General features: G+C 30.9%; 15 protein-coding genes. 9 read left to right on the top strand and 6 right to left on the bottom strand.

From position 1 onward, the window contains the following. Both BMX03_RS03410 and BMX03_RS03405 read right to left on the bottom strand, forming a co-directional pair. Window positions 1-333, bottom strand: a 333-nt coding sequence (locus BMX03_RS03410; RefSeq protein ID WP_143052058.1) for a helix-turn-helix domain-containing protein, incomplete at its 3' end; no start/stop codon positions are given. 155 nt (window positions 334-488) lie between these two features. Then, window positions 489-2261, bottom strand: a complete 1773-nt coding sequence (locus tag BMX03_RS03405) for an Rqc2 family fibronectin-binding protein (RefSeq protein ID WP_091693786.1) — start codon at window positions 2259-2261, stop codon at window positions 489-491. A 309-nt stretch (window positions 2262-2570) separates the two neighbouring features. Between BMX03_RS03405 and dapF the strand changes: the two genes are divergently transcribed. From dapF to BMX03_RS11320, 9 genes are all read left to right on the top strand, one after another. Continuing rightward, window positions 2571-3401, top strand: a complete 831-nt coding sequence (gene dapF, locus BMX03_RS03400; RefSeq protein ID WP_091693784.1) for a diaminopimelate epimerase — start codon at window positions 2571-2573, stop codon at window positions 3399-3401. 31 nt (window positions 3402-3432) lie between these two features. Further along, on the top strand, window positions 3433-4329 hold the full coding sequence (locus BMX03_RS03395; protein ID WP_091693781.1) for a YicC/YloC family endoribonuclease: 897 nt from the start codon (window positions 3433-3435) through the stop codon (window positions 4327-4329). A gap of 21 nt (window positions 4330-4350) precedes the next feature. Next, on the top strand, window positions 4351-4626 hold the full coding sequence (locus BMX03_RS03390) for a DUF370 domain-containing protein (protein WP_008537806.1): 276 nt from the start codon (window positions 4351-4353) through the stop codon (window positions 4624-4626). Beyond that, window positions 4616-5233: a guanylate kinase gene (gene gmk, locus BMX03_RS03385; RefSeq protein WP_091693778.1), complete on the top strand. Its 618-nt coding sequence runs from the start codon at window positions 4616-4618 to the stop codon at window positions 5231-5233. Before BMX03_RS03390 ends, gmk begins: the two co-directional genes overlap by 11 nt. Window positions 5234-5262: 29 nt before the next feature. Continuing rightward, window positions 5263-5472, top strand: a complete 210-nt coding sequence (gene rpoZ / locus BMX03_RS03380; protein WP_015562278.1) for a DNA-directed RNA polymerase subunit omega — start codon at window positions 5263-5265, stop codon at window positions 5470-5472. Between the two features lie 84 nt (window positions 5473-5556). After that, window positions 5557-6762, top strand: a complete 1206-nt coding sequence (coaBC, locus tag BMX03_RS03375) for a bifunctional phosphopantothenoylcysteine decarboxylase/phosphopantothenate--cysteine ligase CoaBC (RefSeq protein WP_091693775.1) — start codon at window positions 5557-5559, stop codon at window positions 6760-6762. Window positions 6763-6873: 111 nt separating this feature from the next. Then, window positions 6874-7665, top strand: coding sequence for a pyrroline-5-carboxylate reductase (gene proC, locus BMX03_RS03370; protein WP_091693772.1), 792 nt, complete (start codon window positions 6874-6876; stop codon window positions 7663-7665). Between the two features lie 190 nt (window positions 7666-7855). Beyond that, window positions 7856-8155, top strand: coding sequence for a hypothetical protein (locus BMX03_RS11325; RefSeq protein WP_015562274.1), 300 nt, complete (start codon window positions 7856-7858; stop codon window positions 8153-8155). A 50-nt stretch (window positions 8156-8205) separates the two neighbouring features. Beyond that, the gene (locus BMX03_RS11320) at window positions 8206-8391 is read left to right on the top strand and encodes a hypothetical protein (RefSeq protein WP_015562273.1); all 186 of its coding nucleotides are present in this window, start codon (window positions 8206-8208) and stop codon (window positions 8389-8391) included. 71 nt (window positions 8392-8462) lie between these two features. On the opposite strand, the gene BMX03_RS03360 is transcribed toward BMX03_RS11320, so the two are convergent. From BMX03_RS03360 to thrC, 4 genes are all read right to left on the bottom strand, one after another. Further along, window positions 8463-10082, bottom strand: coding sequence for a nucleoside kinase (locus BMX03_RS03360; protein ID WP_075554462.1), 1620 nt, complete (start codon window positions 10080-10082; stop codon window positions 8463-8465). Between the two features lie 178 nt (window positions 10083-10260). After that, a complete protein-coding gene (locus BMX03_RS03355; RefSeq protein ID WP_008537813.1) occupies window positions 10261-11262 on the bottom strand; it encodes an inorganic phosphate transporter in 1002 nt (333 codons plus the stop codon). After that, the gene (locus BMX03_RS03350) at window positions 11255-11884 is read right to left on the bottom strand and encodes a DUF47 domain-containing protein (RefSeq protein WP_091693789.1); all 630 of its coding nucleotides are present in this window, start codon (window positions 11882-11884) and stop codon (window positions 11255-11257) included. Before BMX03_RS03350 ends, BMX03_RS03355 begins: the two co-directional genes overlap by 8 nt. 436 nt (window positions 11885-12320) lie before the next feature. After that, on the bottom strand, window positions 12321-13811 hold the full coding sequence (gene thrC, locus BMX03_RS03345; RefSeq protein ID WP_091693770.1) for a threonine synthase: 1491 nt from the start codon (window positions 13809-13811) through the stop codon (window positions 12321-12323). Window positions 13812-13840 lie beyond the last annotated feature (29 nt).

Below are 13840 nucleotides of genomic sequence, written 5' to 3'. Positions count from 1 at the left end.
CCAGTTATAAATAGTTTTAAAGGAAAGTTTACCATTTAAAAGTGCATTAGAAATCTGTTCTGGAGACCAATTTTCATGTAATTTTTCGGAAATAAGATTAGAAAGAACATCATTATATTTACTAGAGTGAGAAGAATTTTTACGACGTTTAAGATAGTTATTGTGAGCAGATATAGAGACATATTCATTTTTAATTTTATTACGAGATAGTTCTCGAGCAATAGTAGAATGATGACGATGCAAAAATTTAGCAATAAAACGAGTAGAATAACCTAAAATAGAAAGAACCTCTATACGAATACGTTCAGATATGGTAAGATGATGATAGCTCATTATGAATTTTCCTTTCGTGTGGATTTAGTGTGGTAACTTTATTTTACACGAAAATTCATAGTGAGTTTTTTATTTTTCTAGGTGTCGCACTTCATTATACAATCCATCTAATGAAAAAAGACTACCAAAAATAAATATGGTAGTCTTTTTTTTACTTATTTTTTATTTAAATCTTTATTGATGATTGGCATGATTTTATCTTCATCAGGTGTTACATATAAAGTTTTATTATTTGTAAAGATGACAAAACCAGGTTTAGCTCCTGATGGTTTTTTTAGATATCTACATTCTACATAATCAACAGGAATTTTAGAAGAACCACGAGCTTTGCTGAAATATCCTGCGATTTGGGCAGCTAAAAATAGAGTATCCTCATCTACTTCATCACCTTTAGTATCAATGATGACATGAGAGCCAGGGATATCTTTTGTATGCAACCAAATATCATCACTGTGTGCTGTTTTAAAAGTGAGTTTATCATTTTGATAATTGTTTTTGCCGATAAATAGAAACATTCCATTAGGTAGAGCAAATTTAAATGGTTTAGATGGAGCAATAGAAGCTTTTTTCTTATTTTCAGGTGGTAAAAACCCAGCTTTAATCATTTCAGCTTTGATATCTTCAATATCAGCTATAGTAGTACAAGCATCTATAGCAGTTTCTATAGTTAGAGCATATTCTCTATCTTTTTGGCAACGTTTTATTTGGATTTCTAACATTTGTGTAGAGCGTTTTAACTTATCGTATTTTTTATAATAAGCTTGCATATTTTGAATTAGAGTTAATTTCGTATCCAATGCAATAGTTATAGGCGCATAATTTTCATCATAAATATTAGCTACAGAAATTTCTTTGTCTTGATGGTCTTTAAATTGGTATTGATAAGTCATTAAGTTATCAGCTTTTATTTTATATTTTTCAGCTTTTTGTGCTTTAGCTAATTCTTCTATAAGAATTTTTTCCTTTTTAGTTAAACGATTAATTTCATTATGGATTGTTTTGCGATAAAAATCTTTTTCTGGCAAATTATAATAGCTGTTAGTATAGTTTTTGGAGTCTTCTAATAGAGCATTAATATCTGCAGATGTTTTGAGGGTGAAGTCTTTTTCGTTAAAAATATGCAAAGCAAATGGTGCCACAGCTTTAATTTTACGTTTTTTATCTAAGACTAATGTTGGTGAAAAGTTTTTTTCTTGATACATGAGTTTTAATTCATCAATGATATTAGTTATAGAAGAAAAATCCATTTCGTCCATATCTTTTATTAATAAATCGTTGCTAAAGCCAGCTAAAAAGATGATTTCTTTTGCTGTTATTGGCCCGAAGCCCAAGCCACTAGCGATGATTGCTTGATATAAAGTCGCTTCTTGATATGTTTTTAAGCGTTCAATAAATGAATTTGTATCGGTGGTTAAAATATTTATTTTGTCTTGAATAGGTGGGACTTCATAATTTTGACCAGGTAAGACAGTACGTACACGGTTGCTATTTTCACCTACACGGCGAAAGGCTTCAATAATAGTTCCGTCTTGCATTAAAATAAGATTGCTATATTTTCCCATAAGTTCAGCTATTAAAGTTTTTGTAATGATAAGACTTTTTGGTCCTAAGGTATCAATATCTATTAAAATCATGCGGTCTAAACCATATTGAGAAATAGAGGCGATGCGACCACCTTCTAATTGCTTACGTAAAACCATGCAGAAAACTGGTGGTTCAGGTGGATTATCTGGTTGAAATTCAGTTATATTTGCCATAGGATTTTGAGGATTTATAGAAAGATATAAAATATATGTCTGTCCAGGTTGGCGAATATATAAATAAATATCTTGCTTGTTTGGTTGGCAGATTTTATCTATTCTACCACCTGCTAATTTGTCGTTTAGTTCATTTATTAAAGGATTTAATGAAAATCCATCTAAGCTCATAGTTTAATTCATTCCTTTCGTTAATTTCTTAGGTTAAGAAATTAATATCTAAAATATTATATCATAGATATTTTTATTTGATAAATTATTAATTGAGCAGTTTTTGCTAAGTTTTTTGTCATTAATTAGTATTTTCTTTAAAAAGATGAATAATTATAATAATATGAGCAGGATTGTTGATATTTAATAGCGAATTAATATTAGTTATAATATAATAATTTAGTTATTATCTATAATGAGCCTGAATAGATTTTAAATTTGTAAAAATAAATACATTGTTTTAATAATGTGTTTAAGGAGGATTTTATCATGAAATTTAATTTTTCTAAATGGCAAGCTTGTGGAAATGATTTTGTATTAGTAAATGCTTTCAATAATGAAGATATCAGTGAAATAATCGCAAATGCAGAAAAAATTTGTGATCGTCATTTTGGTGTAGGTGCTGATGGTGTTATATTTATTTTGCCATCTAAAATAGCAGATTTTCGTATGCAAATCATCAATAGTGATGGCAGTGAAGCTGAAATGTGTGGTAATGGTATACGTTGCTTTGCCAAATGTGTAAAAGAAGCTAATCTTACAGATAAAAATAAATTTACTGTAGAAACTGGTGCTGGTATAATCATTCCTGAAATTATGGAAGATGGCACTGTTCATGTAGATATGGGTGAACCTATTTTAGAAGGCGATAAAATTCCAGTATCTGGCTTTGGCAATAATCAAGTAGTAAATGAAGATATCACCGTAGATGGTCAAACTTATAAAATGACTTGCGTATCTATGGGAAATCCTCATTGTATCGTTTTTGTTGATGATATTAATAATGTAGAACTTGAAAAAATTGGCCCAAAATTTGAAACTAATCCAGTATTTCCTAAGAAAACAAATACAGAATTTGTAGAAGTAAAAAATGATAAATATGTTCGTATGCGTGTTTGGGAACGTGGTGCAGGTATCACTTGGGCTTGTGGTACTGGTTCTTGCGCTACATTAGTAGCTTGTGTATTAAATAAACGTACACAAAGAACAGCTCAAATTGAATTAGATGGCGGTATTTTAACAATACAGTGGGCTGATAATAATCGTATTTATATGACTGGCCCTGCTACAAAAGTTTTCACAGCAACATGGGCTGAGTAATAATCTTAATTAGGTTTGGGGAGGTATTTTTTTGATAAGAAGTATGACGGGCTTTGGCTCAGCAACTTTTGATAATGGAATGTATAAAATCGGCGTAGAAATGAAAGCGGTAAACAATAGATATCGTGATATTTCCATTCGTATGCCAAGTGGACTACGTGCTTTAGAAGCAAGTATAGTTGAAGCTTTAAATAAATATGCTCTTCGTGGGAAAATAGATATTTACATTAATTTTGTAAATAACAATGAAGAAAATAAAAAGTTAGCCATTGACAAAGATTTATTGATTGCTTATTATAAAAGCTTACAGGAAATCAATACAACTATTAAAAGTGTAGATAAAAAAGCAAAATTAAAAAATATATCTTTAATAGATTTGGCAAATTTTCAAGGCGTGATAAATTTAGCTGATGATAGTTTAGATTTAGAAGCGATAAAACCATTATTAGTGGCTGCTGTAGAAGAAGCTACAGAAGAATTTGTCAAAATGAAATGTATTGAAGGTGAAAATCTAAAAAAAGATTTACTTCGCCGTTTAGATATCATTGCTAAGCATACAGAAAAAATAAAAGTAATAGCTCCTGAACGCTTAGTAAATTATCGAACTCAATTGATAGAAACACTTAAATCTTTATTGAGTGAGCAAAATATTGATGAGAATAGAATAATCCAAGAATGTGCGATAATGGCAGATAAAATGGATATTACAGAAGAAATTGTACGCATGGGAAGTCATTTACAGCAGTTTAAGGCTAGTTTGGAAATGGAAGGCAATATTGGTCGTAAATTAGACTTTATTGTCCAAGAAATGAACCGTGAAACAAATACAATGGCTTCTAAAGCTAATAATGCTGAAATTGCTAATTTAGTAGTAGAGATTAAAGGCGAATTAGAAAAAACTCGTGAACAAATCCAAAATATTGAATAGGTAAAAATAGGTAAAGAAGTTATGCAGGCAAGATTAGTTAATATTGGTTATGGTACAATTATAGCTGTAGATAGAATTATCGCAGTTGTCGCTCCAGAGTCAGCACCAATAAAGCGTATAGTCCAAGAGGCAAAAGAGTTAAAGAATTTAATCGATGCCACTTATGGACGTCGTACACGTTCAGTGATTATCATGGATAATTCGACTGTTGTTTTATCGGCTGTACAGCCAGAAACAATAACAAATAGAGTAAATATGGATATTATAAAAGAAAAGGGTAGAGTAAATGAAGAATAAGGGTAATTTAATCGTTATTTCTGGACCATCTGGTACAGGAAAAGGGACTGTTTGCAAAGAATTATTAAAAGCACAGCCCAAAATTGTATTTTCCATATCAGCAACAACACGTAAACCTAGACCAGGCGAAGTGAATGGTAAGGATTATTGGTTCTTATCTAAAGAAGAATTTCAGCAAATGATAGCAGAAAATCGTTTGTTAGAATGGGCTGAAGTTTATGGAAATTATTATGGAACTCCAGCAGATAAAGTACGTGAAGTATTGGAAAGTGGTAAAGATGTATTACTTGAAATCGATACTCAAGGTGCTTTAAATGTACAGAAAATGTTTTTAAAAGAAGGTACATTTATCTTTTTATTACCTCCTTCTCTTGCAGAACTTGAAAAACGCATTCGCGGACGTGGTACTGAAACTGAAGAAGCAATAAAACGTCGCCTTAGTGCTGCTATTGAAGAAATTCCACGCGGAAATAATTATGACTATATCATCACTAATGAAGTTGTCAGTGATGTTGTAAATAAAATTTTGCATATTATTGAAGCTGAACGCTGTGCAGTGTATAATAATTTAGATAAACTTGTTCAACTTGAAAATGAAAAAGTTTAAATTAAAATATTGCAAAGGAGCGATTTATAATGGATATAGTACATCCTTCTATGGACCAACTTTTACCAAAAGTTGATAGCAAATATACTTTAGTAGTTTTAGCAGCTAAAAGAGCTAGACAAATTTTGGCAGGTTCTCCTGTAAAATCCGTACTTCAATCTCATAAAGATGTTACAAATGCTTTAGAAGAAGTTGCAGAAGATAAAATTACTTTTGCACGTGTGAAAAAAAGCATTTAATTTAAAATGAAAGGCAAGCTAATACTTGCCTTTTTTGCTAATTAAGACGGTAAATATTAATTTATTTTATATAAGAGGTTTATTATGTTAAAAGGCAAAAATATCTTATTAGCAGTTTGTGGTGGTATTGCAGTTTATAAAGTTGTAGATGTAGCTAGTAGACTAAGAAAATTAGGCGCTAATGTACATGTAGTAATGACTAAAGAAGCTACAAATTTTGTTACACCACTTACATTTCAAGAAATCAGTGGAAATCCTGTAAATGTTTCTATGTGGGATAAAGTTACAAATTGGAATGTAGAACATATTGCTCTTGCTAATTTGGCGGATTTAGTTTTGATTGCACCTGCAACAGCAAATATTATTGGTAAAATAGCAAATGGTATTGCTGATGATATGTTATCTACTGTGATTATGGCGACTAAAGCACCTGTTTTTGTCGCTCCTGCAATGAATAGTAATATGTATCAAAACCCAATAACACAAAAAAATATAAATACTCTTCGTGAATATAATTATCATATTATTGAGCCAGCAAGTGGTCATTTAGCTTGTGGTGTAAATGGTATAGGTAGACTTCCTGAACCTATTACTTTAGTAGAGACTATAAAAGATTATGTTGAAAAACAAAACAATCAGTCTTTAAAAGGTAAAAAAGTGATTGTAAGTGCAGCAGGTACAAGAGAACCAATTGACCCTGTTCGCTACATCAGTAATCGTTCTAGTGGAAAAATGGGATATGCTATTGCTACAGAAGCTGCTAGTAGAGGTGCTGAAGTAGTTTTAGTTTCAGGTATTACAAATATTAAAGCGCCTGAAAATATAAAATTGATAAGAGTAGAGTCTGCACGTGAAATGCAAAAACATATTGAAGAACATTTTGCAGATTGTGATATTACAATAATGTCAGCGGCTGTTTCAGATTATCGTGTAAAAGAAGTAGCTAGTCAAAAAATAAAAAAATCTGATGAAGTCATGACTATTGAGCTTGTGAAAAACCCAGATATTTTGAAAGGTTTAGGCGAGAAAAAATCAGATAAACAGTATTTAGTTGGCTTTGCTGCTGAAACACAGAATGTTGAAGAATATGCTAAAGGCAAATTACAGCGCAAAAATCTTGATATGATTGTAGCAAATGATGTAAGTCAAGCTGGTGCTGGATTTAATGTAGATACTAATATAGCTAAAATCATCACTCGTGATGGAGAAATAAAACAAGCTCCACTTATGCAAAAGGCAGAACTTGCTAAATTGATTTTAGATACAATTGAAGAAAAAATAAATAAATGATAAATAAAAACTCCTATTAGTTTTTGAAGCTAGTAGGAGTTTTTTATAATTAGTTGTTATGATAAAATATAAGTTAAATGATGTAAAAAAATAAATAAAGAAGATATTTATATGTTTGATAATTTAAAATTAGGTTTTATTGGTTTTGGCAATATGGGACAAGCTATAGCTACAGGTTTAATCAATCAAGGAGCTATACAGAGCAATCAAATTTTTGCTTGTGCTAAGAATTGGGATAAACTTTGTAAAAATACACAGGAAAAACAAATCAATCCTTGTAAAAGTGCAAAAGAAGTTGTTGATAATGTAGATATGGTCATCATAGCTGTGAAACCATATATGATAGAAGAAGTCATTACACCAATAAAAAAAGAATTACAAGAAAAAATCGTTATTTCTATTGCAGCAAATTTTCCTTTTGCTAAATATGAACAAATTCTTTTACCAAATACACATCATTTAAGTACAATACCAAATACACCAGTAGCCATAGGTGAAGGTATTTTTATTTGTGAAAATACACATTCTTTAAGTGATGAAGAATTGGATTTATTTACAAAATTATTCTCCACAATTTCTATAGTTCAATTTGTAGAAACTAAACAATTATCTATTGGCGGAACTGTAGCAGGTTGTGGCCCGGCTTTTGCTAGTATGTTTATCGAAGCTTTAGCTGATGCTGGTGTAATGCATGGTCTTGCTCGCCCTGTAGCTTATAAATTAGCAAGTCAAATGATAGTGGGAACTGGTAAATTGCAATTAGCTACAAATAATCATCCAGGTGCAATGAAAGATGCAGTGTGTTCACCTGCTGGTACTACAATTGTAGGTGTAGCAACCTTAGAACGTAAAGGCTTTAGAAGTGCAGTGATTGACGCTATTGATGCTATTGAAAACAAATAAATTTATATAAAAATATGATATAATATAACTAATAATTATTCAAAGTGAGGCGATAAATATGAAAAGATGAAAAAAAGCTTTAGCTCTTAGTGCTATAGGTTTAATTTTAACAAGTGCAAGTTATTAATTATCTATAGATAATACAGCACAGACAAGACCATTACCTAGAGCTGAAAGAGTATTACTACAAATGCGTATTAATAATGAAATGCAAAATATAAGTGAATATTTTGGGGTAGATAAGCAAACATTAGTAATGTATTATAATAATGGTTGGGAAATGCCGGAACTTCGTAGAGGTGCTTTTTTAGCATATGCTTCACATAAGTCTTTTGATGATGTTATGAATTTAAGAGAGAATAATTCTTGGAGTCGTGTAGAATATTTAATTGGGCTTACACCAAATGATTTAAAGGCAACACAAGATGATATTATATCAACACAGATAGCTAATAAATTAGATATAAATAAAAGTATTGTAACTTTTTAGTTAAACAGAATTATGAAGTAGATGAAGTTATTCATGGCATACTTTATTCTATGTATGTAGATAAATCTCCATCTGATATTATAGAAATGCATAATCCACCAACATCTAATTGGGAAGTGGTGGCAGATGATTTGGGTATTACTCAAGAAGAATTAGATGAAATACATCAAAAAATGGAAACATTGGATTTAGGCATGATTAAAGACCCAAAAGGACCTGGAGCGATGAGATTTTAAAATTAAATAGCATAAATAAAAATAAGCACTAATTGATATAGTGCTTATTTTTTATGGAATAATTTATTTTATCAGAAGAAACATGACTTACCGATAAATTCCCTTAGTATAGAATTATTTGGTACATCATCATCATTTGAAATGTCTTCAAAGTAATCAAGAAAATCAATTAAGCGTTTAGATATATTATATTCTGGTAAATCAGGTGTGATTTTTTCTAATAAAGGTTTAGCGTATTTCTTTAAAATACCTAATTCATAAATTAGAGCAGAATTAAACATGACATCTGCATTTTCTTGGAATGGGAAAATATTTTTATCTTCACCTTTGCGCACATCAGGCCATTGTTTAATCGTTTTTAAAGCGTGAGCACCTCTGAATTGATTATCGCGAACAATACGACGAATAATGCGAGCTGCTGTAGTAGGAATGCGGTTGTGTGCATCTATAGCTAATTGAGTTAAGGCGCTGACATAAATTTTATATTTTACATGAGAAGGAATATCTCTTGTTAGTTCATCATTTAAACCATGAATACCTTCAATAATGATAGGTTGATTAGGTTCTAGTTTTACGACATGATTTTTCCATTCACGGTAGCCTGTGGTGAAATTATAAACAGGTAATTCAACGCTTTCTCCTTTTAATAATGCCATCATATGTTTATTAAATAATGGCAAATCCAAAGCGTTAATAGATTCAAAATCATATTGACCTTCAGGTGTTTTAGGAGTTTTATCTCTATCTAAGAAATAATCATCTAAAGATATGGATAGAGGATTTATACCATTGACAAGCAATTGAATGCGCAATCTTTGAGCAAATGTTGTTTTTCCAGAAGATGATGGCCCAGCTATTAAAATCAAACGAAGGTCTTCTATAGATTCAACTATATGATCGGCAATTTGAGCGATTTTCTTTTCGTGTAATGCTTCGGAAATACGAATTAATTCACTAATTTTATTTGAGTGAATATATTCATTCAAATTGGTCACGTAATTACATTTTAAAATGTAAGACCATCTATCGGCTTCGCTTAATATTATAGATAGTTTCTTTTGTTTCATCTTTGGCGGAATTACATTAGGATTGCTGATTAAAGGTGTTCTAACAATCAATCCTGGCTCATAAAAGTCTATAGCGAATTTATCTAATAATGAAGTGTTATAAAGCATTGGACCATAAAGATAATCATAATAGCCTGCGCAGTAATAAAGGCTTACATAGTCTTGCTTTAAGGATTCAAGAAGTTTTGATTTAGCGATTTGTTGAGATTCTCTAAATAAAGCAACAGCATCTTCACGAGGCAAAATGCATTTTTTTATATCTTTTGCTTTAGAAACAAATTCAAACATTTTTTCTTGAATTTTGCCTACCATTTCCAGCGTTAAATCACCTTTAGGCAATAATTCACAATAAATACCATTATTTACGGAATGTTCTACTACTACCTCTTTATCAGGATAAAGTATATTTACAGCAGCCATCATGATAAATAAAATACTTCGTTGATAAGCTTGGACACCATCTTCAGTGGTCATATCAATGAATTCTACTTTGTCTTCTGGTGTAACTTGCGTTTGTACATCACGTAGGACATTATTTATTTTTACTGCTGTTATCAAATTTTTGTGATTTTTCTGTTCTTTTAAGACGGTATCTAATAATGAGTATTTTATTTGACAATCCATAAAGAACACCTCCTAATTTTTCTTAAATATATTATAACAAAAACATTATAGAAACGATAATATTATTTTTAAAAATAAGGCAATGATTTTATACTTTTATAAACAAAAAACGCACCTCCAAAAGTTGGTTTTTATCCAACTTTCAGGGTGCAGTTGTTTTTTGATTTTCAATTGGTCATTATAAGCCAAATACATAGCACATTAAGGAATAAACTAATGCACCAACAATGGCTGTACAAGGAATTGTTAAAACCCATGCCATAAGCATTTGTTGAGCTGTTCCCCAACGAACTGCTCCAATGCGTTTTGCACTACCTATACCCATTATAGAACCAGAAACGACATGTGTAGTACTTACTGGTAAAGAAAGTAATGTAGCAGAGAAAATTATGACAGAAGAGTTTAAATCGGCAGCAAAACCAGATATTGGCTGGAGTTTAAAAATACGACCACCTACAGTTTTGATGATTTTCCAACCACCAATAGCAGTACCACAAGCCATAGCTGTTGCAGCCAAGATTTTTACATAATAAGGAACTTCAAAAACATCGATATAACCACCACTTAAAAGAGCAAGTGTGATAATACCCATAGATTTTTGAGCATCATTTGAGCCATGAGAAAAAGCCATAGTAGCAGCTGTTATAATCTGCATACGTTTGAATTTATTATTGAGCGACGAGGGCCTAAATTTACCAAATAATAAATAAAATATATTCATAATGATAAAGCCGACAACGATAGCAATAATAGGTGATAAAATCAAGGATAATACAATTTTACCAATGCCCCAGAAATTCAAGCCAATAGCACCTGTGGAAACGAGTACAGCACCAATAATACCACCAACTAAAGCGTGAGAGGAACTACTTGGCATTGCTATCCACCAAGTGAATAAATTCCAAACAATAGCACCAATTAAAGCAGCAACAATGATATGTTCATCAATATGTTCTGCTGATTTTACAATGTCGCCACCAATTGTTTTAGCAACACCTGTACTATACATAGCACCAAAGAAATTCAAGAAAGCTGCCATTATGATAGCTGTTCTAGGTTTTAAAGCTCTTGTTGATACAGATGTAGCAATAGCATTAGCTGTATCATGAAACCCATTAATAAAATCGAATACTAAAGCTAGGATAATAACTGCTATGATAAGAAATTGTAACTCATGCATATTTCATTACCACGCCTCTCACCAAATCAGATAATTTTTCGCAATGGTCTAAAGTATCTTCCATATAAGTCAAAATATCTTTCCATTTGATAAGCTCAATTGGGTCAGTGATATGTTCAAATAAGTAAGCAACCTCTTCACGATAAATACGGTCGCCTTCGCTTTCAAGCTTGCTAATTTTATAAGTACATTCTAAAATTTCGTGTTCATGTTTTGTAACTTCATGAAGCATAGAAAACGCTTTTAAGATTTCATCTGTTGCTGATACTAATAATTCAGATAAAGCGATAGCTGCTTTGCTTGTATCTACTAAATGATACATAACAGCTCTTTGGAGTGTTCCTTGGAGAAAGTCAACCCCATCATCAAGACCATTAGCTAATGCATAAATGTCTTCACGGTCAATAGGAGTGATGAATGTTTTGTTTAGTTTATCAATGATTTTGTCGTTAACAGCATCAGCTTCATGTTCGATATTAATGATATCTGATAGTTTAGCTTCTGCTTTATTGTTGCCAGACATAACATCATTAATTAATTTTGCACTACTGTTAAAGTATTTTGCACTAGCTAAAAATAAATCATAAAATTCCGTATCCTTTTTTGTAAAAAAGTTGAACATGCCCATTTGTTACTGTAAATCTCTAAACTAAAATTAAGCTAGAGAATATTCCTTGTTCATAGTATCCACTAAAATTATTAATGTTTGATGCAATACTCCCAAGGCTTAACATCCCGGCGATTTCCGGTACAATATTACTAAATAGTAATACCAGTAACTCTTATCCTTTCCTTGTTATTCATCAAATATATACTTCACTTATATTTAAAGTGAATGTGATTATTATTATGGAGATACATATATTTTAATTTCAGATGTAAAGAAAAAGTAAAATATGGATAAATATAATTTTACTTTTTCTTTACATCTGAAATTAAATCATACGCTTTCCATAAATCTGTAAATAATTATACCATATTAGAAAAAAATAGGCGATAAATTTACTAGTAAATTTATCGCCTATTTGTAAAATTTTTATGAAATATTTATTAAGATATTAGATATTTAAAAATGTATTTACAGCTTTAATCATATCTTCTTTTGCACATAAATTATTATGCAAAATAGGTAAAGATTGTAATTGAGCTAAGCCTTGAGGAATTTTATCTTTATTCAATGTGGATAATTTATCTAATAAAGCAAATTCATCTTTATCGGAGATATCTTCACCAAGAGCAGATAAAACGCTATCACTAAATTTATATGGGCTAGCAGTAGATAATACAACCATAGGTGTTTTATCTTGTGTAGATTTTTGATAATCTTGAGCTACTTGCCATGCAACAGCAGTATGTGTATCTGCTACATAATTATCTTGTTGATAAATATCATGAATACATTTTTTAGTAGCGCTATCATCTAAATATCCAGCAGAGAAAATTTCTTGAATAGCTTTAAATGTTGCTTCATCAACTTGATAGCAACCTGTTGATTGAAGTTTTTCCATATAGGATTTTACTTTGGTTGCATCATTTGTAATATGATAAAGCAAACGTTCTAAATTACTAGAAATTAGAATATCCATTGATGGAGATATAGTTTTGAAAAATTCACGATTGCGGTCATAAGTGCCAGTTTTCAAGAAATCTGTCAATACATTATTAGAGTTAGACGCACAAATTAAACGATTGACAGGAAGACCCATGCATTTTGCGTAGAAACCAGCTAAGATATCGCCAAAATTACCAGTTGGTACAGTAAAGTTGACTTTATCACCCATAGTGATTTTTTTATCATTAACTAAATCAGCATATGCACTGAAGTAATAAACTATCTGTGGCAATAAACGGCCCCAATTTATGGAATTTGCAGAAGAGAGTTTAAAACCTTTTTCATTTAAATATTCATTGTATTTACTATCACTAAAGATTTGTTTAACACCACTTTGAGCATCGTCAAAATTACCTTTAACAGCGAATACAGATACATTATCACCTTGTTGTGTGAGCATTTGTAAACGCTGAATTTTACTTACGCCTTCTTGTGGATAAAAGACAAGAATTTTTGTTTGGTCAACGTTTTTAAAGCCATCTAGGGCTGCTTTACCTGTATCACCAGAAGTAGCTACTAAAATAACTAATTCATCTTTATCACCTAATTTTTTTAATGAAGTAGAGATGAATTGTGGTAATAATTGTAATGCCATATCTTTAAAAGCACTTGTTGGGCCATGCCAAAGTTCTAAAAGATAATTATTTTTTTCGACTTCTACTGTAGGGACAATTTTATCGGTGTCAAATTTTTCTGTAGTATAAGCGTTATCAACACATTGATTGATTTCTTCAGCAGTAAAATCTGTTAAATATAAAGAAAGAATTTTTTTTGCACGTTCTTGATAAGATAAATCAAGAAGTGAAGTTAAAAATTTTTCATCAATAATAGGTATATTTTCAGGAACAAACAATCCACCATCTTCTGCTAATCCTTTTATGATGGCACGTGCAGAAGTAACCACACAATTATGACCACGTGTACTTATATAATTCATAGAATGCCCCCTTAATTTATAAATATCTA

Origin of the sequence: Megamonas sp. Calf98-2 (assembly GCF_900110235.1) — a bacterium.
Classification (GTDB): domain Bacteria; phylum Bacillota; class Negativicutes; order Selenomonadales; family Selenomonadaceae; genus Megamonas; species Megamonas funiformis.
This window is presented reverse-complemented; position numbering and strand designations above follow the sequence as displayed.